Raw genomic sequence first — 26,038 nt, 5'->3', positions numbered from 1 at the left:
CTGTTGCAGGCGTGCCCGGAAGCCCGGACGCCACACGGGGTGACCGGACGCATCGGGCAGGGCCACCGGGGTGGTGGCGCGAATGGTGCCGGCAGTCAGAGTCGAACTGACGACCTACCGCTTACAAGGCGGTTGCTCTACCAGCTGAGCTATACCGGCGATTCAGCCCGGCATTGTAGCGCGCCCACCGGACCGGCTTCACGGGCATTCGATTTCGCTCGCCTCGACGCCGGAGTAGCCGCCGAGGATCTCCCGCCAGTCCTGGCCCTCGGCCACGGCGATGTCGAGGAACCACTGCGAAACGTCTTCGGTGCGCGGGTCCAGCCTGGGTTCGAAACCGAGCGCGCGGACCTCCTCGCGACGCGCCTCGGCATTGCGCAGCTCGCGGAACATGCCCAGCGACACGGTGTTCTCCTCGGCACCCGCCGTCACCACGTAGTAGTCGCGCATGCCGCGTGCGGCCAGCTCGCGTGCCGCGGCCAGCGCTTCGTCGCGCCCGGGTAGCGCCGGCAGGTAGACGCGGTAGCCCCGCAGCTGGGTGGCCCGCGCCTCGCGCGGCTGTACCCGGCCGACGTGCGGCTGCAGGACGCCGGCCGCGCGACGCAGGTCGGCCGGGGTCTGGAAGGGGCCCAGTTGCAGGCACACCGGGGTCGAGGCCAGCGGCGTGGCGGCATCGGGCTGCTCGGCATAGCGCGGCGGCCCGGGGAGTTCCTCGACTTCGCTGAGCAGCACCAGGGCCGGCGCCTCCGGTGGCTGGGGTCGCGGCGGTTCGCCCGCGTCGGGACGCCACCAGCCCCAGGCGGCCAGGGCGAGGTTGATGCAGATCAGCAGGGACAACAGCAGGCGCATGCCGGGCATTCTATTCGCACGCCAGCGCGGCCAGGCCATCCAGGACCAGGTCGGGCACGAAATCATGCGGCAGCGGGAGCGCAGCGAGCAGCCCGGGCGCCCCCCCGCCGGACACCAGCAGCCGCGGCGGCTGCCGAGCCGGCGCGCGGCCAGATGGTGTGCGTGGGTGATCATGCCGATCGCAGCGACGTCGCAGCCGGTGACCAGCGCATCGGCCGTGTCCGCGGCGAAGTCGCGCGCTCGCCCTCGCCGACATCGAGCTGGGGCGCGCGCCGGGCCAATGCTTCGCGCATCAGCGTCGGCGACGGCGCGATCATTCCGCCCAGGTGCAGCCCGTCCATCGCCAGCAGGTCGATGGTCAGTGCCGTCCCGACCCCGGCCACCAGCCAGGGCCCGTCGCCGCGACGCCAGGCACCCAGCAGCGACAGGTAGCGATCGACGCCCAAACGCGCCGGTTCGGCATAGGCGATGCGAATGCCCGCGGCCTCGGCCTGCGTCCGCACGCGTTCGCACACGACCCCGTGGGTTGCCGTGATCGCGGCGACCCGCGCCGCGAGATCCTCGCCAGCCACCGACGCGAGCAGCGCGCGCGACGGATGCGGCAGCGCCTCGAGGCGATCTGCCAACGCGCGCTCGAAATTTCCCTCCGCGTGGGCCAGCGCACCCCGCTCCACGATGCGTCCGGCATCGAGCACGGCCCATTTGAGACGTGTATTCCCCAGGTCGAACAACCACTCCATCACCACCTCCCTCAGGATCTGCGCAGGCTGGCCTCGCCGGCATGGAACCGCCGCTCGCCACCGGAGGCCAACGCCACGCGCAGGGCGCCGTCCCCGGCCACCCCGAGCGCGCGGCCCTGCACCCGCCCGGTCGGCAGCACCACGTCGATCGGCACGCCGGCCAGCGCGTCGAGCTGGCCGAAGCGATCCAGGAAGGCATCCAGGCCATGGTCGTCGAACTGCTCCAGGGCCGGGATCAGTGCGCCGAGTGCCCCGGCAGCGACGCGATTGCGATCGGTTTCCCCACCCTCGCCGGCCATGTCCGCCCACGCTTGATCGATGCCGTGGTCCCAGTCGGCAGGCATCTGGACGTTGAGGCCCACGCCGATGACCGCGTCCACCGGCCCGCCCAGTTCGCCCCCGGTTTCGATCAACACGCCGGCCAGCTTTCGTCCGTCCACCCAGACGTCGTTGGGCCACTTCACCCGCGCCCGTCCAACCCCCAGCCCAGCCACCGCCTCGGCCAGTGCCACACCCACGGCCAGGCTCAGCCCCCCCCATGCGCGCCAGCGGAGTGTGGAACCGGCGCGACACGCTGAAGTAGAGGTTGGCAGCCAGTGGCGAGGCCCAGGCGCGTCCGCGCCGACCGCGTCCGGCGGACTGCCGCTCGGCGATCAGCACCGAGCACCCGCGCTGCGGCGCGGGTGCCGCAAGCAGGCGGGCGTTGGTGGAATCCGTCTCCCAGACCACCTGCAGCGAGGACAGTCCGCTCCGGGCGGGGGCCGGCAAGGCGGCTTCGATGACGTTGGCATCGAGCAGCACCAGGGGCCGGGCCAGGCGATACCCGCGCCCACGTTCGGCCACGATGTCGACGCCGCACTCGCGCAGGGCCTGGACGCGCTTCCAGATCCCGGCGCGGGTCAGGCCGAACTCGCGCGCCAGTGCATCCCCACTGCAGGGGCCGCGGGCCAGGCGGGCCAGCATCACGGCGTCCTCCGCAGGCACCGGATCAGGCCTGGCGCCGGCGCAACAGGCGGTGCAGCACCCGCGCGCGCTCGAAGCGGTTCTCGCAGCCGTGCACCAGCCGCCTGACGTTGTCGCGGTGGTTGAACACAATGAACACCAGGGCCGCCAGGGCAAAGGCCAGACGCATCGGATCGGCGCCGCCGAACCACGCCAACGGCACCAGAACGCCCGCGGCCAGCATCGTGGCCAGGCCGACGTAGCCGGTCAGCACGATGCACGCCAGCCACACCAGCAACAGCACCGGCAGCGCACCCGGCCAGACCACCGCCAGGCCGCCGACGAGGGTGGCGGCACCCTTGCCTCCACGGAACCCGTAAAACAGCGGCCAGGTGTGGCCGGCCACCGCCAGCACGATCGCGCCGTAGGCCAGCACCAGCGGCGCGACCGCCCCTTCTGCGGGAGCTAATGCCAGTGCCAGCCCGGCGGCAAGCGCGCCCTTGCCGACGTCGATCGCGACCACGCCCAGCGCGAAGCGCCACCCCAGCGCACGAAACGCATTGGTGCCGCCGGCGTTGCCACTGCCCTGGCGGCGCACGTCGACGCCGCGCAAACCACCCAGCAGCAGGCTGCCGGAGACGGATCCCAGCAGGTAGGCCAGCACCAGCAACAGAGCACTCGACAGCATCGATCGATCCACTTCCTCGCCCGCGCCGAGGCTAGCACGGAGCGCGGTGCGGCCTCGCGGCCTCAGGAGGCCGGCTGCACCGACACCACCAGCGTGCCCGGCCCGGCATGCGCACCGACCGCCGGGCCGGTGTCGACCAGCCACGAGCCGGCACAGTCCAGCCGGGCGCGCAGGGCTTCGAGCAGGGCCTCGCCATCCTCCCGGCAGTCACCATGGCCCACCACGACGCGCCAGCGTGTCCCGGCATCGATCCGGCGGACCACGTAGCGCGCCAAGCGCTCCGGAATCCGCCGCGTACCGAAGAACGCCCCCTTCAACTTGAGACGGCCTGCGGGAACGACATGGGCGATGGGAGCCAGGCCGAACAGCTCCGCCGGGGCACGCGCCCAGGCTGGCACGCGTCCGCCGCGCACGGCATGACTGATGTCCCGGGCCACGGCCCAGGTCCGGGTCAGCGGACGCAGCCGCTCCACCTCGGCCACCACCGCATCGACGCCGGCATCGCTGGCGGCCAGCTCGGCCGCGGCCATCACCAGCAGGGCATGGCCCGCGGCAGCGTTCGCTGTGTCGACCACCCGCACGCGCTCGCCATCCACCTGCGCGGCCGCAGTCTCACCGGACTGCAGGGTGCCCGACACGCCCGCGACAAGCCGACGTACACCACCGAGGGGTGATGGGAAAGCAGGAACTCGAATTGCCGGCGGAAATCCCCGGGCGGCGGTTGGCTGGTGCGTGGCAGTGCCAGTTCGCTGCGCAGTCGGCCGTAGAACTCCGCGGGACTCAACCCGATCTTGTCGAGGTAATCGCGCTCGCCGAAGTTCACCCGCAAGGGCACCACGTGGATACCCAGCCGGGCCGCTTCGCCGTCGGGCAGGTCGGCCGAGGAATCGGTGACGATGGCCACGCGCTGCGCCGAGCGCGTCGCGGCCTGCTGCGCGAACATGTCGTCGGCCTTGCTGCCCTCGACGTTGCCGAAGCGGGCGCAGGTGTCGAACAAGGCCCCCGGGGCATCGACATGTGCATGCAGCCGCACGCGCTGGCGCGAGCCGGCAACCACCACGCTGGAAGCACCCAGTGCCGCCACCGCGACCCGCAGGCCCTCGCGATCGATGTCCTCGCCCACCACCAGGCACTCGCTGCAGAAGCGGTGCTCGGGATCGTCCTCGTCGCCATGGCCGAAGCAGGCGGGCACGCCTGCGCCGGCATCGGCCTCGTGCAGGGCCGGGCCCCTTCCGCAAGCGCGCCCCAGGCGCATGAACTCACCGATGCCCTCGAGCAGGTCGACGAATCCCTTGGCCCCGGCATCCACGACACCGGCGCGCTCGAGCACCGCCAATTGCCGCGGGGTGTGGGCCAGCGCCTGCCGCGCACGCGACAAACCCCGCTCGAACCAGGTCCGCAGCGCTTCGAAATCTTCCCCCCCGGTTCGAGCCGCGGACATCCAGGGCATCGGCGAAGGCCTGGATCACGCTCAGGATCGTTCCTTCCTGCGGCTGGCTCAGTGCGGCGCGCGCTGCGCGCGACCCGGCCCCGACGGCCTCGGCCAGCCGGGCCGGTGCCAGCCGGGACTCACCCGACACGGTTTCCGCCACGCCCTGGAGGAACTGCGCCAGGATCGCCCCGGAATTCCCGCGCGCGCCGTCGAGCGCGTGCTCGCCCACGGCCAGCATGAGGCTGCCGGCATGGGGTTGCGGCCGGGCGAGCGGGCCGCCCAGCACGGTGTTGAGGGTGAACGCCAGGTTGCTGCCGGTGTCGCCGTCGGCCACCGGGAAGACGTTGATCCGGTTCAGGCCCTCGCGGTCGGCGATGACCTTGCGGGCGCCGGACACGAGGGCGCGCCGCATCGCCGCGGCCGAGATGGTGCGGGTCGTGCGCACCGGACCGCTGTTGGCGTGGATGGTCAGGCTCATACCGGCAGTCTGCCCGAGGGCCGGAACCAGCTCATGCTGCACTGCAACCAAAGTGGATCTGCTGCATGCGGCCCAACCGGTTACAATCGTGGGTCTCCTGCCACGGACTCCGCCCGATGCGCGCACTGTTCCTGCTCTTTGCCCTGGTTGCCACCGGCACGCTGCACGCGGCCGAGCTCGACGCGGGCGAGCTGCGCGAGGGCCGCTGTGAATCCCGCCAGGCCGATGACAACCGCCACCCCGGCGAGTCCGCCGCCACGCCCGAAACACCGGCGGCGGTGGGCGCCCAGCGGGGCAGCGCCGACGGGATCGGCGATCGCAACCGCATGAGCCCGCGCTGGCACAGCCTGCTGCCGGGCATGTTCCGCTAGGATCGGCGTCCCCGCCGCCCGGCGATGTCCCGACTGTTCGACGCGCTTCGCGCCCTCTTCCAGCCGCGTCCGACCCGCCTCACCCAATCCCAGTGGCAGGAGCTGCTGGGGTCGGTGGCGCTGGTTCGTGGCCTGGACATTCCGCGCCAGGAGCGGCTGCGCGCCCTGGTGGAGCGCTTCCTCGGCGAGAAGACCCTCACGCCGGTGGCGGGCCTGGAACTGGATCCGTCGATGGTCCACGCGATCGCTGCGCTGTGTTGCCTGCCCCTCTTGGAGGTGGGCCCGCGTGGCCTGTCCGGGTGGTCGCAGCTGATCGTGTACCCGGGCAGCTTTCGCGCACGGCGCCACCTGGTCGACGACGAGACGGGCGTGGTGATCGAAGGCGAAGAGGACCTGGCCGGCGAGGCGTGGGAAGCCGGGCCGATCGTGTTGTCGTGGGAGGACATCGCCGCCGACCTGGAGGACCCGACGCCCGGCTTCAATGTCGCGATCCACGAGATGGCGCACAAACTCGACCTGCTCGACGGCGTGCTCGACGGCACGCCGCCACTCCCGGCCGACGCGCGGGCGGACTGGGCACGGGACTTCCAGCAGGCCTACGACGCGCTGCTGGCAGACCTGGAAGGCGGCCGCGAACCGGTGATCGACGAATACGCGGCCAGCGCACCGGAGGAGTTCTTCGCGGTGGTCAGCGAGTACCACTTCACCGCACCGGAACACCTGGCACGGGTCATGCCACGGGTCGCCGCCCACCTTTGCCGGGTCTACGGCCCGCCCCCGCGTCCTACAGCGCCGGCGGAAAGCGCACGCTGAAGCGCGAACCGCCCAGGTCGGGCGACGCGTCCACCTTCAGCTCGCCGCGGTAGGCGCGCACGATGTCCTGCACGATCGACAGGCCGATCCCGTGGCCCTGGACGCGCTCGTCGCCGCGTACGCCGCGCTGCAGCAGCCGCTCGACACGCTCGGCAGGAATGCCGGGGCCATCGTCCTCGACGCTGATCAGGAGCCCCGGGCGGCGGTTGCCCGCTTCCTCCTGGACCCTCACCGTCAGCAGCACGCGCCGTTGCGCCCACTTGAACGCGTTCTCCAGCAGGTTGCCCAACAGCTCCAGCAGGTCGCCCTCCTCGCCGTGGAACTGGGCGCCTTCGGCGACGTCGAACTCGCACAGCACGCCCTTGCCGGCATAGACCTTTTCCAGGCTCAACACGATCTCCTCGGCCTTGGGGCCGAGGTCGAGCGGCGCGGCGAACAACTGGTGGCCGGTCGCGGCGGCGCGCGAGAGCTGGTAGGAGACGATGTCGCTCATGCGCTGCACCTGCACCTTCACCTCATCGCGCAACTCATCGCTGGTGCCGCTCTCCAGCCGCGAACGCATGACCGCGAGCGGCGTCTTCAGGCTGTGGGCCAGGTCCGAGAGCGTGTTGCGATAGCGCTCCAGGTGCTCGCGTTCGCTTTCGACCAGCGCATTGATGCTGCCGGTCAATGGCGTGAGCTCACGCGGATAGTTGCCTTCCAGCAGTTCGCTCCGGCCCTGCTCGACCTCGCGCAGGTCACGGGCCACCCGACGCACCGGCAACAGGCTCCAGCGCAGCACCAGCACCTGGACACCCAGCAACAGCAGGGCGGCGGCACCCAGGTAGGCCCACAGCGCGCGCCGGAACACCTGCACCTGGCGCCCGACCGCGGCGGAGTCCTGGAAAACGTCGAAGGTCAGCAGGATGTCGCGGGCGTCCTCGCCCGAGCCCACTTCCCATTGCAGGCCGATCGCGTAGCGGTAGACCTCCATCGGCGACTGGCGCTGCTCGTCCTCCACCACGAACGGGCCATCGAAGCGTTCCTGCATCGGGCTCAGGTCGAGCGAGGGGGGCAGGTTGCGGCCGAGCGCGGAAGGGGTCTCCCAGGCCAGGCAGTCGCCCCGCGCTGCGGCGTACAGGCCGCTTCCGGGACGGTTGAAGTCAGGATCGGGAGGCGCTTCCGGGGGCGATACCGCGCAGCTGCGCGTGATCTCGATGCCGCCGATGTAGGCCAGGGCGTAACTCTTCAGGCGCTCGCGCTGCGCGGACTCGGCGGTCTGCTGGAAAGCCTGGTCGAGCGAATAGCCGGTGAGTCCCAGAAAGGCGATCAGGCCGAGGCTGGCAGCCAACAGCTGCCGGGCCTGAAGCGATAGCGAGCGCCACAAGGGCATCGGCAATCACCTTCCTCTGCTGGGGCCGGCGTCACGGCGCAAGGGGCCGGGGCAGGTCATCCTGCCCGTTCCCTGCATCGCCACTTCCGGCTTACTCGTTGCGCGGGATCGCGAAACGGTAGCCGCGACCGCGCACCGTCTCGATCGGCTTGAGCTCGCCCTCGGGGTCGAGCTTCTTGCGCAGGCGACCGATGAAGACCTCCAGGACGTTGGAGTCCCGGTCGAAGTCCTGCTGGTAGATGTGCTCGGTCAGATCGGCCTTGGAGACCAGCTCGCCGGCGTGCAGCATCAGGTACTCGAGCACCTTGTACTCGTAGCTGGTCAGGTCGACGTTGCTGTCGGCCACCGACACGGTCTGCGCTGCGAGGTCGAGCGTGATCGGACCGCATTCAAGCGTCGGCTTGCTCCATCCCGCGGCGCGGCGCAGCAGCGCGTTGAGACGCGCGAGCAATTCCTCGACGTGGAACGGCTTGACCAGATAGTCGTCGGCGCCCGACTTCAGGCCCTCGACCTTGTCCTGCCAGCTCGAACGCGCGGTCAGGATGAGGATCGGAAACTTCTTCTGCTCCTCGCGCAGCGCCTTGACCAGGTCCATGCCCGACAGCTTGGGCAGGCCCAGGTCGATGATCGCGACGTCGAACGGGACTTCCTTGCCCAGGTACAGGCCTTCCTCGCCATCCTGGGCTGCATCGACAGCAAAGCCTTCGCGCTTGAGGCGAGCGGCCAACGTTTCACGCAGAGGCGCTTCGTCCTCGACCAGCAGGATGCGCATTCGGTGCTCCTTTCCGTGCATTCAGGGCCACTTTAACCGCAGCCCGCCAGTTGGGTAACTCTTCGGGTCAATCGTCCCGCGCACGCGGATTGCGGCGCGGACCGCGCTCCACTTCGCGTGATCGTTCGTTGTTGTTGTTCTCATGTACCACACGCACCCGCCCTTCCGGCGTGAGCACCTTGACTCGGTTCACCTCGCGGCCATGCACGCGCTCGGCGCGAAGCACCGAGCCCCCCGTATCGCGCTCGACGCGGCGCACCGAATCGCGAAGCTCGCGCGACTCGCGGAAATCGCGCGCCTCGCGCGGATTCGATGCCGGTGGATCGCTGGCCAGCGCAACGCCCGAAAGGGACAGCGCGCAAGCCAGGCAGAGGATTTGGCGAAGAGTCGCGGCCATGACGTGTTCTCAACCTCGAAGGTCGGGATGGTAGCGAGCCCTGCTCCACAGGGGAAGCAGGCTGGATTGGAGGCAAGTGTGTTTGAAAAGCAGTGAATCAGCGCTTAAATGTCCCCAAACCCACGCGGGCCGTGCAGGCGTCGTACAGCTTGGGGGAGTCGCCGGGGTCAATAGATCTCGCCAATGCAGCAGCGCAGGCTGCCACCGGCCTTCTCGATCTCGTCGAGGTCCACGCTGCCGATCTCGAAGCCGGCGCGGGCCAACTGCGCGCGCTGGGCCGCGTTGAGCGACTGCGCCGCCCGCGTGCTGAACCATGCCCGCCGCTCGTCCACGGCAATGCAGTTGCCCGCGAACGCGGCCTTGGCTTCCGGCTCGAGGCTGACGACGTCGCGGTAGATCGTGCCGATCGCCGCGGCCACCGATCGATCCGCGAAGCCCTGCGGCGCCAGCACCAGTGCGCGCCCTGCCAGCACGCTCATCACCACGTTGGCGTGGTATTCGCCGGACGCCAGGTCGAACATGAGCACCCCGCGAAGCCCGAAGGCCTCCATCATCGCCCGGGCGCCGGTCTCGTCACAGCGCTCCGACAGGCCGCAAAACCCGATCCCGCGGGCGCGGTCGATGACCAGCGAGCCGGTGAGTTCGCAAATGCCCGGCTGCGTGGACAGGTCCACCAGTGCGTGGCCCAGCACCCCGGTGAAGAACTCCCGGATGTCCGCGCGCCCGGCTTCGCGGCGGCGGCCGGCATGGCGCATGTGGCCGATGACCACGCGCCCCTGCCCGGCGACGCGGGCGGTCGCGAACACGTTGTTGGGGAACACCGCATCGGGCGTGGCTGTCGACCCCGGGAAGACGATCGCCGGCCGGTCCGCGGACACCGCCGCATGCAGTGCTCGATGCTGGGCCAGCGCCCGACCCGGATCGGCCTCACCGAGGGCCATGTAGGCATTGTCGCTGGCCGACTCCTCGTCCACCCGGAACCCGTCGGGAGCCACCAGGAAGACGGCCCGCGGGCAGGCTGCGTCGATGTCGGGCTGGATGCACCGGGCGAGTTCGGCGAACGCACTGGCGTCGCGCGTGATCACGCCGCTTCCCGGGGCTGCCGACGCGTCGGCTCCAGTGCCTGCTCGATGACCTCCCAGCCGGCACCTTCGCGATACGCGTTCTGGCTGAGCACCTGGCGGAATGCGCGGCCACCGAACTCGCCGTGGAAGAGGCCGAGCAGGTGGCGCGCCACGTGCTTGAGCGCGCCTCCGGCGGCGAGGTGGGCCTCGATGTATGGGCGCATGTCGCCCAGCAGGGCCTCGCGCGGGCGCAGGGGCTGCTCCGGGGCGAACAGCGCCTGCTGCAGCCGGTGCAGCACGTAGGGGTCGTGGTAGGCGGCGCGACCGATCATGACGCCATCGCAGTGCGGCAGGTGCGCCTGGGCGTCCGCGGGCGTGGTCAGCCCGCCATTGAGCACGACCTGCAGCTCCGGCCGCTCGCGCTTCAGGCGCCAGACCCAGTCGTGGCGCAGCGGTGGGATCTCCCGGTTCTGCTTCGGGCTCAGCCCGCTCAGCCATGCCTTGCGCGCATGCACGATGAACACGCGGCAGCCCGCCTGCGCCACCGTGTCGATGAAGCCAAGGAAGTAGTCGTAGTCCTCGAGTTCGTCGACGCCCAGCCGGCACTTCACCGTCACCGGAACCGGGGTGGCGCTGGCCATCGCCGCCACGCAATCGGCGACCAGTCCCGGCTCGCGCATCAGGCAGGCGCCGAAGCGCCCGGCCTGGACGCGGTCGGACGGGCAGCCGACATTGAGGTTGATCTCGTCGTAGCCAAGCCCGGTCGCAACGACGCAGGCGCGGGCGAGGTCGGACGGATCGCTACCGCCCAGCTGCAGCGCGAGCGGATGCTCGACCGGATCGAAGCCGAGCAGGCGCTGGCGGTCCCCGTGGATGACGGCCTGCGCGTGCACCATCTCGGTGTACAGCCGGGCACCCGGGGCGAGGATGCGGTGGAAGACCCGGCAATGGCGGTCGGTCCACTCCATCATCGGGGCGACGCACAGGCGCAGGGCGTTGGCAGGCAAGGTCACCATCGGCGCGCATTGTAGCGGCCACCGCCCTGATCGACGCCTGCCTTGCTGAACGAACGCCGGCCAGCCGGCATCCGAACCGCACCGGCAGGCTTGCATCGCCGCGCCGGGTCGGAGCACTCTGGCCCTGCAGCACCCTACGGCTGCGTATGTCGCGAGGTCCACGTCCTCGCCGTCGCCCCACCCTGGCAATGGAGGTTGGACAGATGGCACAGGCAATCACCTTCAACGGATTCCACGACACCGTCGAATCGAAGCATCCGGACCCGGCACGCATCGGTGCCCTGGGCGCCACGATGGCGCTCAACCTGGGCGCGCTGCTGGTCCTGGCCATGCCGATGCAGGCCAACCTCGGCCCGCAGATGCTCGCTCCGCCGCCGACGAACCCGATCGTCGACATCGTCCCCAGGCCGGCGCCACCGCCACCGCCGCCCATGCCGACCCGGCCCGTGAGCGCACAGCCGGCCCAGGCCACCCCGGCCCCGCCCCCGGAAGCCCCGGTGCTGGTCCGCGGGGAGGCCGGCCCGCTGGACATTCCGGCGCCACCGCTTGCGGCAAACCCCGGGCCCGTCATCGAAACGGGAGGCGACGTGGGTGCCGGCGCCGGAGCCGCAGGTCCGGCGGCCCTGCGCTACATCGCAGCCTCCGCCCCGCCCTACCCCCGGCCCGCGGTTCGGGCGGGACTGACCGGCACGGTCTGGCTGCGGGTGCTGGTCGACGAAGCCGGGCGACCCGCCTCGGTGGAAGTCGACCAGAGCAGTGGGCACCGCGTCCTCGATGACGCCGCTCGCCGCCACGTGCTGGCGCACTGGCAATTCCAGCCCGCGCTGCACGACGGCCAGCCGACCAGGCCTGGGGACGGGTCCCGATCGAGTTCAAGCTCGACCACTGAGCCCGTGGCATGAAACGCGGGAACGCCGGACTCGCCGGCGGTTCCCGGGCACCATCGATCGTGGAATTCCCGACGGGCCATGCCCGTCGGAACTCAGTGGCGGCCGCGACCCCGGCCGCGATCCCGGCCACGATCGCGCCCGCGATCCCAGCCTCCGCGACGGTCGTGCTTGTGCCCGCGGTGGTGGCGCGGCAGCCCGTAGCCGTACCCCGGCGGGTAGTGGTAGACGTGGCGCACGCGCGGCGGCGGCGCGTAGTGGTGGACTACACGCACTGGCGGGCCGTAGTGGTAATAGCGCGGGCCGTAGTCGTAGTGCACGACATGCAGCGGTGCCCGCGAATGGCGATGGTAGGGGCGGCCAGCGGTGAAGAACACATCGCCGAGGTCGACGTAGATGCGGGGCGAGGCCTGGGCCTCGGAAACGGGCAACGCCGTGAGGGCGAGCACGCCGGCGGCGGCAAGGCTGAGACTGATGACGAACTTGCGCATGGTGGCACTCCTGCAATGGTGCACCCGCAGGGTGTCCAGAGCGCGATTAATCCCCTTTGAACGGACTCGTCACGCGTTGCACACGTTCAGCCGGCGCTGTCGATTCGTTCAGCGAATGCAGCGCCTGGCGCCATCGGGGCTCAAGGCGCCAGCGAACGGGCCATCAAGGCCGCGGACAGACGCTCGAGCGCCACCACGTAGGCCGCCTCGCGCAGTCCGCAACCGTGCTCGAGCGCCGCGTCGGACACCTTGCGCGAGGCGCGCTTGATCACCTCCTCCAACCGCGCCTGCACCTTTTCCTCGGGCCAGTAGTCGCTGCTGAGGTTCTGCAGCCACTCGAAATAGGACACGACCACGCCGCCGGCGTTGGCCAGGATGTCCGGGATCACCTCGATGCCGCGGTCGGCGAGTACCGCATCGGCATCGGGCCATACCGGGCCATTGGCCAATTCCAGGATCGTGCGCGCCTTGATCCGCCGGGCCACCGCCGCGTCGATCTGGCCGCCCGTGGCCGCAGGTACCAGCAGGTCGCAGTCCACCGTCAACAGCTCGTCGGACTCGAGCCGCTCGAGCTTGCTCCCGCCGCGCCGCCAGGCCCCGACGCGACCCTTTTCCTGCTTCACCTGGGCCACCTCGACGGGATTGAAGCCATCCGGATGGTGGATCGCCCCGCTGGAATCGGACAGCGCAACGATCGTGTAGCCGGCTTCGTGCAGCAGGCGCGCGATGCGCTGGCCGGCATTGCCGAAGCCGGCCACGGCCACGCGTGTGTCGGCCGGCTCGATGCCCAGGCGCTGGCGCAGCTCGCACAGGGCGATGAAGGCACCCATGCCGGTCGCACCCTCGCGGCCCTGCGAGCCCCCCACCGCCACCGGCTTGCCGGTGATGAAGGCCGGTTCCGGCGACCCAGGCTGCGCGCATGCTCGTCGGCCATCCAGGCCATCACCCGGGCATTGGTGTACATGTCCGGCGCGGCGATGTCCCGGCGCGCGCCCATGAAGCCGTTGAACGACTGCACATAGGCGCGCGAGAGGCGCTCGAGCTCGGTCCGGCTGAGGTCGTGGGCATCGACGCAAACCGCGCCCTTGCCTCCACCAAAGGGGACATCGACCAGCGCGCACTTGCAGGTCATCCAGAATGCGAGCGTCATGACCTCGCGCAGGGAAGTGGCCGGATGGAACCGGATGCCGCCCTTGGTCGGCCCCAATGCATCGTTGTAGCGGCAACGCCACGCCTTGAAGCTCTCCAGCCGGCCATCGTCGCGGCGCATCTGCAGGCTGACCGCCAGCGTTTCCTTGGGATAATGCAGGTGTGCGAGCACCTCGGGGTCGACGTCGATGCGCCGGGCCGCGTGGCACAGGCGCCCGTATGCGCCCTCGAAGATGTCGGGCTTGTTCTTGCTCCCCCGTGCATCGCTCATCGCGTCACCTCCTGTGTCCGGACGTTCGCCCAACCCTGAACGGCAGCCTGGAAGATTCATGTGAAAAGGGAACCCGGGGCTTGCGGCCAGCTGAACAGGCGCGGCGGTCGGATTTGCCGTCGCCATCGCGTGGGTCTAGCCTGCGCACACCCATACCCAAGGATTACCCATGCGCCTGATCAAAAGCTCGCTCCCCATCGCCCTCGCCCTGGCCGTCAGCTTCGGCATGGGCGTGGCCCACGCTGCGGATCCCGCGAAGGCCGAGCAGCTCATGATGCCACCGGCATCGAGCAAAGCGTGATCGGCATGCAGCAGCAGCTGATGCAGGCGGCCGCGCAGCGCTACATGATGGCCGCGCAGCAGCGTGGGCTCGACGAGGGCCAGGCCGCTTCGGCCCGGCCGGCCATGGAAGCCCTGTTCCAGGACATCCAGAACACGCTCTCCTGGGACGCGATGAAGCCCGATGTCGTGCGCGTGCACGCCGAGGTGTTCACCGACGCCGAGATCGATGCGGCCCTCGCGTTCTACACAAGCGCGGAAGGCCGCTCGTTCATGGACAAGCAGGAGCGGCTGATGGAGCGCACCGGCGAAGTGGCCGAGCGACGCGTCAGCGAGTCGATGCCGCGCTTCGAGGCAGCCATCGAGGCGGCGGTGGAAACTGCGGCCCAGACGCCGGCAGGCCAGCAGCCCCCGGGCAACTGACCCCCGGATACGCGCGGGCCGGAAGCCCTGTCCCGCGCGTATCCTCCTGCACCTGCCCGCTAGGCCCGCTGCACCGGGAGGTGCTCGCGCCCGTGCGCGGAATCAAGATCCATCAGCGGGCCAAGCGGCACCACGCCGGTCGGATTGATCATGTGGTGGCTCTCGTAGTAGTGCCCCTTGATGTGCTGGAAGTCGACCGTGTCGGCGACCCGGGGCATCTGGTAGAGCTCGCGGAGGAAACCCGACAGGTTCGGATAGTCCGCGATGCGGCGCAGGTTGCACTTGAAGTGGCCCACGTACACCGGGTCGAAGCGCACCAGCGTGGTGAACAACCGCCAGTCCGCTTCGGTCAGGCGATCCCCACACAGGTAGCGGCGCGTCGCCAATCGTTCCTCAAGCCAGTCCAACGCGTCGAACAGCGGAGCGACCGCTGATTCGTAGGCTTTCTGCGTGGTGGCGAAGCCCGCCTTGTAGACCCCGTTGTTGACCTCGTCGTAGACGCGCTCGTTGACCCGGTCGATCTCCTCGCGCAAGCCCTCGGGATAGAAGTCGGCCTTCGCCGCACCGACGTCGTCGAAGGCGGTATTGAACATCCGGATGATGTCCGCGGACTCGTTGCTGACGATGGTGCCCTGCTGCTTGTCCCACAACACCGGGACCGTTACCCGGCCGGAGTATTGCGGATCGGCGGCGAGGTAGACCTCGTACATGCGCTGCGCGCCATGGACCGGGTCGGGCACGACGCCGGGTCCATCCTCGAACGTCCAACCCTGCTTTCCCATCAGCCAATTGACCACCGACACGTCGATCATGGCCTCCAGGCCCTTGAGCCGCCGGAAGATGAGGGTCCGGTGCGCCCAGGGGCAGGCCAGGGACACGTAAAGGTGGTAGCGCCCGGGCTCGGCCCGGAAACCCCCGTCGCCGGTGGGCCCCGGCGATCCGTCGGCCGTCACCCAGTGGCGGAACTGGCTCTCGGAGCGCTTGAAGCGGCCTTCGTTGCCGTCCGTGTCGTACCAGCGGTCGTGCCATTCACCGTCGATCAGCAATCCCATCGCGTTTTTCCTTTGCTCGTGGAAACTCCAAGCCCCTGCGCCGCCGCGCGGAGGCGTGACAGGCCCTGGGACGGCTCAACCACCGTCGAGGTCCTCCGGATCGGGATCCTCCAGCGGATCCTCCTCGCGCTCCGGCAGGGGCAATATCGGGGCCTCGGGCCGGCCTCGCGCGTCCAGGTCGCGCGGATCCTCGAACTGGCGCTGCATCGGGTCGGCGGGGTCGGCGTAGTTGGGCTCCATCGGCTGGTAGAGCGCATTGCGGTCGTGGCCGGCGCAGCCGCTGGCCAGCAGCAGGCCGACGCATGCGGGCGCCAGGATCCCTTTCATGGCTTTCATCTCACTGCTCCCTTGCGATGTCCCATCCACGGTACGGGTCCGCCCGTTAAGACCCTGACAGGGCCCTCGCATGCGATCGGCACCCAGGTCATCGTGTTAATATCCGGTGAAATCAGCCGCTTCCGCGGCAGTCCCCCAGCGCCGCCTCCTGCCGCGCGACATCGAGCGCCATGACCCTTCTCGCCTGCATCGACGGTTCGACCTACACCCCCAGCGTTCGCGACCATGCCATCTGGGCCGCCCAGCGGCTGGGCGTGGGCATCGACTTCCTGCACGTCATCGACAAGCGCCCCGAGCCCGCCCCGGTGGCCGAGCCGGCCGGCGACGTGCTTGATGCACGCACTTCCCTGCTTCGGGAGCTGGCCACGATCGACGCACGCCGCAGCCAGGTGGCCCACGAGCACGGACGGCTCGTGCTGGCGGAGGCACGCGCCGTGGCCGAGGCCGCGGGCGTGGCGCCGCTGGAGTGTCGCCTGCGCCACGGGCACCTGGTGGAGACGGTGGAGGAGTTCGAGGACCGCAGCGCGTTGATCGTCATCGGCAAGCGTGGCGAGCACGCGGACTTCGCCAAGCTCCACCTCGGCAGCAACCTCGAGCGGGTCGTGCGGGCCACGACCACGCCCTTGCTGGTGGCCGCACGCGCCTTCCGACCGATCCGCCAGGCGGTGATCGCCTTCGATGGCGGCGCGAGTTCCAGGAAAGCCGTCGAGCTCGCCAGTGGCGGCAAGCTGCTGGCCGGCGTGCGCACCCACCTGGTCTGCGCCGGCGGCGAGACCGCCGAGCTGCGCGCCCACCTGAACTGGGCGGCCACCCTGCTGGAGGCCCGCGAGGTCGAACATGTCATCGAGCAGGTCGATGGCCATCCCGACCAGGTGATCGCGGAGTACGTGCGCCGCAACGAGATCGACCTGCTGATGATGGGCGCCTGGGGCCATGGCCGGGTCAGGGAGTTCATGGTCGGGGCAACCACCACGTCGATGATCCGGACCTGCCTCATCCCGGTGCTGCTGGTCCGCTAGCCGCCTGGCGCTGGCGCCGGCATCGGCTACTGCATCGGCAACGAAGAAGGGGCGACCAATGGCCGCCCCTTCGTCATCCCGGGCTCCGGACATGCCGGAGCGGGGGTCGATCAGTCGATCAGTAGTCGGAGCGACGGTCGTCGCGGTCCTTCTTCTGGGACTTCCACGCCTGGTACTCCGAGCGGGAGATCGTGCCGTCTCCATCGGTATCGATGTCGTCGAACTTCTCGAGCATGCGCGGATGACCGGACAGGTCGGCCCGGGTCACCCGGCCGTCTCCACGGACGTTGAGCTCTTCATAACTCGGCTTCTTGTCGTAGTCGCGCTTGTCGTGGTCGCGATCCTGCATCCCGGTGCGGGCGCGGGGTTGGGCCGGCTGGGTCTGCGGCGGCATCTCCTGCGTCTGCGGCGGGCTGGTCGGCGGCGGCGAGGTGGGCTGCTGCGCGAAGGCGGAACCGGCGGCCATCGCGGCGGCCAGGGTGGTCAGGGCAAGGGTGTGAATCGTCTTCATGAATGTCCCTCCTTGGGCTTTGGATGAAGTGCCACCGGGAAAACTGGGGGGCCCGGTGCGGGATCAAGGACATCACAGACGATCTTCGCTGCACGTGGTGGGGCGCAGCCGCCAGCCTCACGCCGGCTTTACGAACGCGGGCGCAGATGGGCCCGACGCCGCAATTCCACGAGGATGCAGCGATCCTGAACGACGTCGATACCGGCGCCCGCGAGTTGCCGCGCGAAGTCATCCTCGCGGATTCCCGACTGCAGCCACACCGCGCCGGGCCTGGCGGCAAGCAGGTCGTCCAGGTGTGGGGCGAGGTCCCCCGGGCGCCGGAACACGTTGACCAGATCGACCCGGCCCCCGATGGCGGACACCTCCCGGAACACCTTTTGCCCGAGGATTTCGGTGACGTCCGGGTAGTACACCGGTACCGGAATCACATCGAATCCGCGCTTCTGGGCGTAGGCGGGCACGTAGTGCGCGGGCTGGTCAGCGCGTGACTCGGGCTTGATGCCCAGCACCGCGATGCGCGCGGTACGCGCCAGCAACGCACCGATGCCGGCCTCGTCCTCGATCAGGCGCAGCCGCCAATCCGGGCTGTTCATGCCACGGCTCCCCGTTCGCCCGCGTTCTCCCTGGCCAATGCATCCAGCCGGGCTACCGCCGCGGGAATTTCCTCCGCTGCGCCGACACTGAGCATCCGTGGTTCGTCCTCGCCGATGTCGGCGTCCATCTCGTGTGCCCAGGTGACGTGGTAGGGCACGTGGACCGCCCACCCGCCCAGGCGCAGCACGGGCTCGACGTCGGAGCGCAGCGAGTTGCCCACCATCGCGAAACGCCCGGGCGACGTCGAACTCGGCCAGCACGCGCCCGTAGGTGCCGGGGTTTTTTTCCGAGACGATCTCGATGCGCTGGAACAGGTCGGCCAGGCCGGAGCTTGCGACCTTCTTCTCCTGGTGGAACAGGTCGCCCTTGGTGATCAGCACGACCTCGTGATCGGCCGCGACCGCCGCGACCGCGTCGCGGATGCCCGGCAGCAGCGCCACCGGGTGCTGCAGCACCGCCTTGCCGAGCTCGACCACGCGGTGCAGGTCGGCCGCGGAAATGCGCGCCCCGGTCACCGCGATCGCGGTTTCGATCATCGACAGCGTCATGCCCTTGGCACCGTAGCCGAACAGGGCCAGGTTGCGTCGCTCGGTGGCCAGGATGTGCTCGTGCAGCCGGGCATCGGCCAGGTCGACGTAGCCACCAATGATCTCCTCGAACGCCGCCTGGGCATCGCGGTAATAACCCTCGCTGTGCCAGAGGGTGTCGTCGCCGTCGAATCCGATCAGTTCAATCATCACACCAGTGTATCCGCCATTCCCCGGCCATCGCCGGCTGGCACGCGCCCGGGCGCGTTATCCTCGGGGACCGAGCCAGGCAGCTGCAGTGCACATGACGATACGCAACGTGCTTTCCTCCGTCCTCTCCGCCGCGCTGCTGTGCGCATGCGCGCAATCAGCCCCTCCGGAGGCCGCCCCGGCCCTGACCGTGGACGCGTGGTCGCTGCCCGCGCCCGAGGGCAGCGCCCAGCCGGACCTCGTGCAGGCGGCCGACGGCGCGCTGCTGCTGGGCTGGATTCGGCGGCTCGAACAGGGCCATGCGCTGGAAATGGCCCGGCTGTCGCAGGGCGCCTGGGGCGACGTCCGGCGCATCGCCGAGGGGCAGCGCTGGTTCGTCAACTGGGCCGACACGCCGCACCTGGTGTCGCTTCCTGACGGCTCCCTGTGGGCCCACTGGCTGCAGCGCAGTGGCGATGGACCCTACGACTACGGCATCGCCCTGGTGCGCTCCGCCGACGACGGTGCCACATGGGACGCCTTGCCCAGCGTCCACCCCACCGACCGGCCGCTGGACTTCGGTTTCGTCAGCCTGTGGGCCGCCGCCGACGACCGGCTCGGTATCGCGTGGCTGGACAGCCGCAACAAATCCGTAGAGGCCGGACACGACCACCACGGCGGCCATGGCGACGACGACGGGGCGATGGCGCTGTTCGCGACCGAGGTCTCCGCTGAGGGGTTGGTGGCCCGGTCCCGCGAGCTGGACGCTTCGACCTGCGACTGCTGCCAGACCGCGGTCGCCCGCAGCGGCGAGGTGACGCTGCTGGCATACCGGTCGCGGCGCGAGGGGGAGATCCGGGACATCGAAGTGGTGCGGGAGACCGGCGCCGGCTGGGAAGAGCCGCGCCTCGTCCATGCCGACGGCTGGCGGATCCCCGGCTGCCCGGTCAACGGCCCCGCGATCGCGGCACACGGGGACCACGCCTGGGTCGCGTGGTACAGCGAGGACCAGGGGGAGCCGGTCGTTCGCCTGGCCCGCTCCGAGGACGCAGGGCGCACCTTCCACACCCCACTGGAGTGGCGGCGCGGTACGACCCAACTGGGCCGGGTGGCAGTGGCCGCCGACGCCGATGCCGTCTGGTGGGCGTGGATGGAGGAGGCCTCCGGACAGCAGTCGGTGTGGGTCGCACGGGGTGGGTACGGTCTGGCGACGGACCACATCCAGGCCGTGCGCGTGGCGCCGGTCACGGCCAGCGGCCGCGCCTCCGGCTTCCCCCGCCTGCAACTCGTGGACGGTATCGCCCACCTGGTGTGGACCGACGTGGTCGACGGCCGTCCCCGGCTGAGCGGCGCGCGCATCCAGGCGCAGTGAATGCGCCCGGTCCGGGCTTGACGCATATCAAGGTTGGCTGGCGCGGATTGTCGCAAAGTGCCTGCCATGAACGCGATTCCTCCCTTCGATGCCGACCTGCTGCGACGCTACGACCGGCCCGGCCCGCGCTACACCTCCTACCCGACCGCGCCGCAGTTCGGGCCGGGGTTCGGCGAGGCCGAGTTCCGCGCAGTGGCCCACCGCAGCAACGAGGACCCGATCCCGCGCCCGCTGTCGCTCTACCTGCACGTGCCGTACTGCTTCAGCCCGTGCTTCTACTGCGGTTGCAACCGGGTCATCACCCGGGACCTGGCGAAGGGCGGCATATACGTGGAGCGGCTGCTGCGCGAGATCGAGCTGGTGGCCCCACTGTTCGACCGCGACCGCGAAGTGATCCAGCTGCATTTCGGTGGCGGCACGCCGAATTTCCTGAGCCCCGGGCAGCTGCACGACGTGATGCAGGCGCTGAGCTTCCAGTTCAGCTTCAGCACCAGCCCGAAGCGGGACTTCTCGATCGAACTCGATCCCCGCTTCATCTCCCCGGCCGGCATCGGCAAGCTGGCAGAACTCGGATTCAACCGGGCCAGCCTCGGCGTGCAGGACTTCGACCTGGTCGTGCAGCAGGCCGTCAACCGCATCCAGAGTGTCGAGGACACGCTGGAGGTCGTGCAGGCCTGCCGTGACCACGGCTTCCGCTCGGTCAACATCGACCTGATCTACGGCCTGCCCAAGCAGAACCTGGAGGGTTTCGGGAAGACGCTCGACACCGTGCTGGAGGTGCGGCCGGACCGTCTCGCGGTTTACGGCTACGCCCACCTGCCCAGCCTGTTCAAACCCCAGCGCCAGATCCGCGACTCCGACCTGCCCAGCCCCGAACTGAAGCTCGCGCTGCTGCAGCTGGCGATCGAGAAGCTCTCCGCCGCCGGCTACGTCTACATCGGCATGGACCACTTCGCGCTGCCCGACGAGGACCTGGCCGTCGCCCAACGCCAGGGCGGCCTGCACCGAAACTTCATGGGCTACACCACCCATGCCGAAAGCGACCTCGTCGGCCTTGGCGTCAGTTCGATCAGCCACATCGGCGACAGCTTCAGCCAGAACCCGCGCGACCTGCCCAGCTGGGAGGCCGCGATCGATGCCGGCCGGCTGCCGGTCTGGCGCGGCATGCAGCTCAACGCGGACGACGTGCTGCGCGGCGACGTGATCCAGTCGCTGATGTGCCAGGGCGAGATCGACATCGAGCAGATCGAGGACCGCCATGACGTCGTGTTCCGCGAGGTCTTCGCCGAGGACATCGGGCGCCTGCAACCGCTCATCGACGACGGCCTGGTCGTTCGCACGCTTCACGGGTATCGCGCCACCGCGCGCGGCCGACTGTTGATGCGTATCATCGCGATGTGTTTCGACCGTTACCTGCATTCAACCGCCACCGAGCAGGCGCCGAGGTTCTCCAAGGCGATCTGAGCGGAAGCGAAGGCGCCTCTCGATGACCCTCAACGAAACGACACCGCGCACTGCTGCGATCGCCGACGATGGCGACACGTTGCGTTTCTGCTCGACCTGCGCGTTTTCATCGGCCTGCCTCTCGCAGGGCTACGACAAGTCGGCGCTGGGCGAGCTGCACTGCCTGGTCGAGCACACCGGACCCTACCGGGCCGGCGACGTCATCTTCCGCGAGGGCGAACCGTTCAATGCGATCGCCGCGGTCCGGGCCGGCACCGTCAAGACCTACGTCAGCGATGCCGAGGGCCGCGAACAGGTCCTGGGCTTCTTCCTCCCGGGGGAAGTCATCGGGCTCAACGCGATCCACTCCGAGCACTACCCGTGCAATGCAGTGGCCCTCGACACGGTCATGCTGTGCCGCTTCTCGTTCCCGATGATGGCCACGCTGGCCCAGCGCATGCCCGGCCTGCAGGGCCAGTTGTTCAAGCTGCTCAGCCAGGACATCGGCAAGGCGCACCTGCTGGCGGGCGACTACACCGCCGACGAGCGCATGGCGGCGTTCCTGGTGACACTGTCGCGGCGCTATGCGCAGCGCGGCTTCTCACCGCGCCGATTTGCCCTGACGATGGCACGCACCGATATCGCCAACTACCTGCGCCTGGCCTCGGAGACCGTCAGCCGCGTGCTGCGACGCTTCCAGGACGAGGGCCTGGTCCGGGTCGAGCGCCGCGACGTCGAGATCCTCGACCTCGAGCGATTGGTGCACCTCGCCCACGGCGTGCTGCGCGCCTGAGCCCGCGCCCCTCCGGGGCCTGCCACGTCATCCCGGCTTGACCTGCATCAGGGCGCTTGCAGCCCCTGCAGGCGGAGCATTCTCGCGACCATCCAAACGAGGAATGACGTCGTGAGTGCCACGAAGAAACTATGGGTCGGCCTGGGCATCCTGCTCGCCGCATCCTTCGCCGTCCTGCTCTGGGTCGGCACCGAGATCCACCGGGTCATGCCACCGATCCCGGAAGCCGTCGTCACCACCCAAGGCGACGTCGTCTATACCCGTTCCGACATCGAGACCGGCCGCCAGGTGTGGCAGTCGATCGGTGGCCACCAGCTGGGCTCGATCTGGGGCCACGGCAGCTACGTGGCACCGGACTGGACGGCCGATTGGCTGCACAAGGAAGCCGTCGCCTGGCTCGACATCCGGTCGCGCGCGGTGGCCGGCGTGGACTACGCCGACCTCGAGGTCGGCCTGCAGGCGGCCGAGGCGGCGCGCCTGAAGCCGGTGATTCGCGAGAACACCTTCGACGAAGCGGCCGGCGTCATCACGATCGCGCCCGAACGGGCCGAAGCGATCGCGGTGGTCACCGACCACTACGTGCGCCTGTTCACCGACGATCCCGACTTCGAGGAACTGCGCAAAGCCTACGCGATGAAGAACGGCACCATCGCCGACCCCGAACATGCAAGGCAGCTCACCGCCTTCGTGTGGTGGACGGCGTGGTCGGCGGTGACCGAGCGACCGGGCCAGGCCATCAGCTATACGGCAAACTGGCCGCACGACCCGCTGGTGGGCAACACGCCGGCGGCGAACCTGATGCTGTGGTCGGTGTTCAGCGTGCTGTTCCTGATCGCCGGCATCGGCCTGCTGGGCTGGTGGTACGCCACCCAGCGCGAGGAATCCCCGGACACGCTACCGGCCATCGATCCGCTGTCTCAGATCAAGGTCACCCCGTCGATGCGCGCCACCGCCAAGTACTTCTGGGTGGTCATGGCCCTGTTCCTGCTGCAGATACTGCTGGGCGCCCTGACCGCGCACTACCAGGTCGAGGGACACGACTTCTACGGCATCGCGCTCTCGGAGATCCTGCCCTACTCGCTCACACGCAGCTGGCACACGCAGCTGGCGATCCTGTGGATAGCGACCGCGTGGCTGGGCATGGGCCTCTACATCGGCCCGGCGATCTCCGGCATCGAGCCGAAGTTCCAGCGCCTGGGTGTCAACGCGCTGTGGGTGTGCCTGATCATCATCGTGGTCGGCGCCTTCACCGGGCAGTGGTTCGCGGTGATGCAGAAGATGGGCCTGGAGCACAACTTCTGGTTCGGCCACCAGGGCTGGGAATACGTCGACATCGGCCGCTTCTGGCAGTGGTTCCTGTTCATCGGCCTGGGCCTGTGGCTGTTCCTGGTCGGCCGCACGCTGGTGCCGGCGATCAGGATGGGTGGCGAGCACAAGTCGATCACCGCGTTGCTGTTCCTCTCCACCGTCGCGATCGGCCTGTTCTACGGTGCCGGCCTGATGTACGGCGAGCACACCCACCTGTCGATGGTCGAGTACTGGCGCTGGTGGGTCGTGCACCTGTGGGTGGAGGGCTTCTTCGAGGTGTTCGCCACCGCGGTCATCGCCTTCCTGTTCACCAAGCTTGGCCTGCTGCGCGCGTCGACGGCCACGGTGGCGGTGCTGTTCGCCACCATCGTGTTCATGGCCGGCGGCGTGCTGGGTACGCTGCACCACCTGTACTTCACCGGCACGCCGACGGCGGTCATCGCGATCGGCGCCAGCTTCTCGGCACTGGAAGTGGTGCCACTGGCCTTCATCGGTGCCGAGGCGTACCACACCTGGCGCCATGCCGGCGCGACACCGTGGATGGCCCGCTACAAGTGGCCGATCCTGTTCTTCGTCGCGGTGGCGTTCTGGAACCTCGTCGGTGCCGGCCTGTTCGGCTTCCTGATCAACCCGCCGCTGCCGCTGTACTACATGCAGGGCCTCAACCTGACCCCGCTGCACGGCCACACCGCGCTGTTCGGTGTCTACGGCTTCCTCGGCATCGGCCTGATGCTGTTCTGCCTGCGCGGCATCAAGCCGCACGTGGTGTGGAACGAGAAGCTTCTGAGCACCGCGTTCTGGGCGCTCAACATCGGCCTGGTGGGCATGGCGGTCATGACCCTGCTGCCGATGGGCATCATCCAGCTGGTCAACGCGATCGAGCACGGCTACTGGTACGCCCGCTCCGAGCACCTGATGCAGTCGCCGCTGATCCAGATGCTGGTGTGGATGCGGGTACCGGGCGACACGATCTTCAGTGTCGGCGCCGTGACCCTGGCCTGGTTCGTGATGCGGCTGTGGATTGCACCGAAGTCCATCCAGGCGCCGGTGGAGGGAGGCGCAACCGAACAGGCCTGACCAGGCTCCGGAACAAGGCGACACAAGGGGCGGCCTCCGGGCCGCCCCTTCTTGTTACCCGGCGCTCGCCGCGCAGTCCTCGATGCGACTGACTTGCGTCAAGGCCGCCGCGGCCCGGCCTCGGCACACTGGATTGCATGCCGAGGACACCCTGATGCAAACCATTTCAACCGCCCCGCCCTGGCCCTCCATACCGGCACTCGCCGCCGCGCCGCATCGCATGCTGTTCCTTGCCGGCGCCTTCAACGTCCTGGCGGCGATGACGTGGTGGATGCTGTCGCTGCGCTGGCAGCTGGTGGCCCTGCCCACGCCACCGGTGCCGGCAGGCTGGGCGCACGCCTTCATCATGACCTTCCAGGTGTTCACCCCGTTCATCTTCGGCTTCGCGCTGACCGTCTTCCCGCGCTGGATGGGGCAACCGGAGCTCGGCCGTTGGCACTACCTCCCGGTGGGGCTGGGGCTGCTTGGTGGCCAGGTGCTGGTGCTGGCCGGGCTTTGGGGTTTCCCGCACCTGCTGCACCTGGGCGTGGTGTTCACGGTCGTGGGCTGGGCCTCGGGCCTGTGTTCGCTGGGCAGCGTGTTGTGGCGCGACGGACTCCGCCTGTGGCATGGCCTCAGCGTGTTCTTCGCACTGGCCTTCGGCTGGTTCGCGTTGCTGCTCTTCGCGCTGTGGCTGCACCGTCCCGACGACGCCATGCTCGTGTTCGCAGCGTTCAAGATCGCACCCTTCGCGTTCCTGCTTCCGGTCTACCTCAGCGTCGTGCACCGGATGCTGCCGTTCTTCGCCGGCAACGTGGTGCCGGGCTACGTGATGTGGCGACCGCAGTGGGTGTTGCCGACGATGTGGCTCCTGGTCATGGTGCACGTCGTGCTGGAACTGATGCACGGCTACGCCTGGCTTTGGCTGGCCGACCTGCCGCTGCTGGCGCTGGGCAGCCTGATGGTGTGGAGGATGTGGCCGCGCGGTGCGATGCCGGGCCTGTTGCGCGTGCTGTTCATCGCCTTGGCGTGGTTCCCCGTGGCGATGGCGCTGTTCGTCGGGCAAAGCCTGTGGTTCGCCTGGAGCGGCGAGTTCGCGCTCGGCCGTGCACCGATGCATGCACTGGCCATCGGCTTCTTCGGATCGATGCTGGTGGCGATGGTCACGCGCGTCACCCAGGGGCATTCCGGGCGCCTGCTGGTCATGCCGGTGGTGGCCTGGGTGGCGTTCTGGGGCGTGCAGCTGGCCGCGCTCACCCGCGTGGCCGCGGAGCTGCGTCCGGACTTCTGGGCCTGGCAGGCACTGGCCGGCGGCCTGTGGCTGGCGGCCTTTGTTCCCTGGGCCCTGCGCTCGGCCTGGATCTACCTGACCCCGCGCGCCGACGGGCGCCCGGGCTGAACACT

The 26,038-nt window shown here is 69.4% G+C and carries 25 protein-coding genes, 1 tRNA gene and 5 pseudogenes; 11 read left to right on the top strand and 20 right to left on the bottom strand.

All coding sequences use genetic code 11. The annotated features are described in order from the left end of the window. Positions 1-83: 83 nt before the first annotated feature. The 7 genes and pseudogenes from FU658_RS12850 to FU658_RS16115 form a co-directional block, all read right to left on the bottom strand. Positions 84-159: transfer RNA gene (locus tag FU658_RS12850), tRNA-Thr, on the bottom strand. 39 nt (positions 160-198) lie between these two features. Further along, positions 199-849, bottom strand: a complete 651-nt coding sequence (locus tag FU658_RS12845; RefSeq protein WP_147892446.1) for an SPOR domain-containing protein — start codon at positions 847-849, stop codon at positions 199-201. A gap of 10 nt (positions 850-859) precedes the next feature. Then, positions 860-1,592: pseudogene (locus FU658_RS12840) on the bottom strand (type III pantothenate kinase). A gap of 8 nt (positions 1,593-1,600) precedes the next feature. Then, positions 1,601-2,552, bottom strand: a pseudogene (locus tag FU658_RS12835) (biotin--[acetyl-CoA-carboxylase] ligase). Between the two features lie 25 nt (positions 2,553-2,577). Continuing rightward, complete coding sequence (gene plsY / locus FU658_RS12830; protein WP_147892445.1) at positions 2,578-3,219, bottom strand: glycerol-3-phosphate 1-O-acyltransferase PlsY; 642 nt, start codon at positions 3,217-3,219, stop codon at positions 2,578-2,580. 62 nt (positions 3,220-3,281) lie between these two features. Further along, positions 3,282-4,474, bottom strand: a pseudogene (locus tag FU658_RS15570) (DegV family protein). Positions 4,475-4,478: 4 nt separating this feature from the next. Further along, positions 4,479-5,129, bottom strand: a complete 651-nt coding sequence (locus FU658_RS16115) for a DAK2 domain-containing protein (protein ID WP_147892444.1) — start codon at positions 5,127-5,129, stop codon at positions 4,479-4,481. A gap of 116 nt (positions 5,130-5,245) precedes the next feature. On the opposite strand from FU658_RS16115, the gene FU658_RS12815 reads away from it, so the two are divergent. Then, positions 5,246-5,500, top strand: coding sequence for a hypothetical protein (locus FU658_RS12815; protein WP_147892443.1), 255 nt, complete (start codon positions 5,246-5,248; stop codon positions 5,498-5,500). A gap of 24 nt (positions 5,501-5,524) precedes the next feature. Beyond that, the gene (locus FU658_RS12810; RefSeq protein ID WP_147892442.1) at positions 5,525-6,313 is read left to right on the top strand and encodes a M90 family metallopeptidase; all 789 of its coding nucleotides are present in this window, start codon (positions 5,525-5,527) and stop codon (positions 6,311-6,313) included. Here the strand turns inward: FU658_RS12810 and FU658_RS12805 are convergent. From FU658_RS12805 to dusA, 5 genes are all read right to left on the bottom strand, one after another. Beyond that, a complete protein-coding gene (locus tag FU658_RS12805; RefSeq protein WP_147892441.1) occupies positions 6,285-7,685 on the bottom strand; it encodes an ATP-binding protein in 1,401 nt (466 codons plus the stop codon). The genes FU658_RS12810 and FU658_RS12805 overlap by 29 nt on opposite strands. Positions 7,686-7,776: 91 nt before the next feature. Beyond that, complete coding sequence (locus tag FU658_RS12800; protein ID WP_147892440.1) at positions 7,777-8,457, bottom strand: response regulator transcription factor; 681 nt, start codon at positions 8,455-8,457, stop codon at positions 7,777-7,779. Between the two features lie 67 nt (positions 8,458-8,524). Further along, a complete protein-coding gene (locus FU658_RS12795) occupies positions 8,525-8,854 on the bottom strand; it encodes a hypothetical protein (protein ID WP_147892439.1) in 330 nt (109 codons plus the stop codon). Between the two features lie 167 nt (positions 8,855-9,021). Next, complete coding sequence (locus FU658_RS12790) at positions 9,022-9,939, bottom strand: arginine deiminase-related protein (RefSeq protein ID WP_147892438.1); 918 nt, start codon at positions 9,937-9,939, stop codon at positions 9,022-9,024. Then, positions 9,936-10,934 carry a tRNA dihydrouridine(20/20a) synthase DusA gene (dusA, locus tag FU658_RS12785; protein WP_147892437.1) on the bottom strand — a complete coding sequence of 333 codons (999 nt, stop codon included), beginning with the start codon at positions 10,932-10,934 and terminating at the stop codon, positions 9,936-9,938. Before dusA ends, FU658_RS12790 begins: the two co-directional genes overlap by 4 nt. A gap of 203 nt (positions 10,935-11,137) precedes the next feature. On the opposite strand from dusA, the gene FU658_RS12780 reads away from it, so the two are divergent. Continuing rightward, positions 11,138-11,836: an energy transducer TonB gene (locus FU658_RS12780; protein WP_147892436.1), complete on the top strand. Its 699-nt coding sequence runs from the start codon at positions 11,138-11,140 to the stop codon at positions 11,834-11,836. Between the two features lie 80 nt (positions 11,837-11,916). On the opposite strand, the gene FU658_RS14550 is transcribed toward FU658_RS12780, so the two are convergent. From FU658_RS14550 to FU658_RS16110, 3 genes and pseudogenes are all read right to left on the bottom strand, one after another. Further along, on the bottom strand, positions 11,917-12,312 hold the full coding sequence (locus FU658_RS14550; protein WP_187266112.1) for a hypothetical protein: 396 nt from the start codon (positions 12,310-12,312) through the stop codon (positions 11,917-11,919). A 140-nt stretch (positions 12,313-12,452) separates the two neighbouring features. Beyond that, positions 12,453-13,178, bottom strand: a complete 726-nt coding sequence (locus FU658_RS14860) for a Glu/Leu/Phe/Val family dehydrogenase (protein ID WP_255505616.1) — start codon at positions 13,176-13,178, stop codon at positions 12,453-12,455. Positions 13,179-13,291: 113 nt separating this feature from the next. Next, positions 13,292-13,582: pseudogene (locus FU658_RS16110) on the bottom strand (Glu/Leu/Phe/Val dehydrogenase dimerization domain-containing protein); the annotation flags it as partial. A 319-nt stretch (positions 13,583-13,901) separates the two neighbouring features. Here FU658_RS16110 and FU658_RS15565 point away from each other — a divergent pair. Both FU658_RS15565 and FU658_RS12770 read left to right on the top strand, forming a co-directional pair. Continuing rightward, positions 13,902-14,033: a hypothetical protein gene (locus FU658_RS15565; protein WP_255505610.1), complete on the top strand. Its 132-nt coding sequence runs from the start codon at positions 13,902-13,904 to the stop codon at positions 14,031-14,033. Between the two features lie 5 nt (positions 14,034-14,038). Beyond that, positions 14,039-14,434 carry a DUF2059 domain-containing protein gene (locus tag FU658_RS12770; protein ID WP_255505615.1) on the top strand — a complete coding sequence of 132 codons (396 nt, stop codon included), beginning with the start codon at positions 14,039-14,041 and terminating at the stop codon, positions 14,432-14,434. Positions 14,435-14,493: 59 nt separating this feature from the next. Here the strand turns inward: FU658_RS12770 and FU658_RS12765 are convergent, their stop codons facing one another. Further along, positions 14,494-15,486: a glutathione S-transferase family protein gene (locus FU658_RS12765; RefSeq protein ID WP_147892434.1), complete on the bottom strand. Its 993-nt coding sequence runs from the start codon at positions 15,484-15,486 to the stop codon at positions 14,494-14,496. A 75-nt stretch (positions 15,487-15,561) separates the two neighbouring features. Beyond that, positions 15,562-15,822 carry a hypothetical protein gene (locus FU658_RS12760; RefSeq protein WP_147892433.1) on the bottom strand — a complete coding sequence of 87 codons (261 nt, stop codon included), beginning with the start codon at positions 15,820-15,822 and terminating at the stop codon, positions 15,562-15,564. A gap of 170 nt (positions 15,823-15,992) precedes the next feature. Between FU658_RS12760 and FU658_RS12755 the strand changes: the two genes are divergently transcribed. Then, the gene (locus FU658_RS12755) at positions 15,993-16,841 is read left to right on the top strand and encodes a universal stress protein (RefSeq protein ID WP_147892432.1); all 849 of its coding nucleotides are present in this window, start codon (positions 15,993-15,995) and stop codon (positions 16,839-16,841) included. A gap of 118 nt (positions 16,842-16,959) precedes the next feature. On the opposite strand, the gene FU658_RS12750 is transcribed toward FU658_RS12755, so the two are convergent. The 3 genes and pseudogenes from FU658_RS12750 to FU658_RS12740 form a co-directional block, all read right to left on the bottom strand. After that, positions 16,960-17,352, bottom strand: coding sequence for a hypothetical protein (locus tag FU658_RS12750; protein ID WP_147892431.1), 393 nt, complete (start codon positions 17,350-17,352; stop codon positions 16,960-16,962). A gap of 128 nt (positions 17,353-17,480) precedes the next feature. Beyond that, complete coding sequence (locus FU658_RS12745; protein WP_147892430.1) at positions 17,481-17,945, bottom strand: CoA-binding protein; 465 nt, start codon at positions 17,943-17,945, stop codon at positions 17,481-17,483. Beyond that, positions 17,942-18,683 (bottom strand): annotated as a pseudogene (locus tag FU658_RS12740) (HAD family hydrolase). The gene FU658_RS12745 and the pseudogene FU658_RS12740 overlap by 4 nt, the downstream one beginning before the upstream one ends. Before the next feature lie 94 nt (positions 18,684-18,777). Between FU658_RS12740 and FU658_RS12735 the strand changes: the two are divergent. From FU658_RS12735 to FU658_RS12715, 5 genes are all read left to right on the top strand, one after another. Beyond that, a complete protein-coding gene (locus FU658_RS12735) occupies positions 18,778-20,034 on the top strand; it encodes a sialidase family protein (protein ID WP_147892429.1) in 1,257 nt (418 codons plus the stop codon). A gap of 66 nt (positions 20,035-20,100) precedes the next feature. Then, complete coding sequence (gene hemN, locus FU658_RS12730; RefSeq protein WP_187266111.1) at positions 20,101-21,498, top strand: oxygen-independent coproporphyrinogen III oxidase; 1,398 nt, start codon at positions 20,101-20,103, stop codon at positions 21,496-21,498. A 22-nt stretch (positions 21,499-21,520) separates the two neighbouring features. After that, positions 21,521-22,270 (top strand): helix-turn-helix domain-containing protein, encoded by a 750-nt coding sequence (locus tag FU658_RS12725; protein WP_147892427.1) that lies wholly within the window; start codon positions 21,521-21,523, stop codon positions 22,268-22,270. Between the two features lie 111 nt (positions 22,271-22,381). Continuing rightward, complete coding sequence (locus FU658_RS12720; RefSeq protein ID WP_147892426.1) at positions 22,382-24,655, top strand: nitric-oxide reductase large subunit; 2,274 nt, start codon at positions 22,382-22,384, stop codon at positions 24,653-24,655. 154 nt (positions 24,656-24,809) lie between these two features. Further along, positions 24,810-26,033: an NnrS family protein gene (locus FU658_RS12715; protein ID WP_147892425.1), complete on the top strand. Its 1,224-nt coding sequence runs from the start codon at positions 24,810-24,812 to the stop codon at positions 26,031-26,033. Positions 26,034-26,038 lie beyond the last annotated feature (5 nt).

The organism is Alkalisalibacterium limincola, assembly GCF_008017755.1.
Lineage (GTDB): Bacteria > Pseudomonadota > Gammaproteobacteria > Xanthomonadales > Xanthomonadaceae > Alkalisalibacterium > Alkalisalibacterium limincola.
This window is presented reverse-complemented; position numbering and strand designations above follow the sequence as displayed.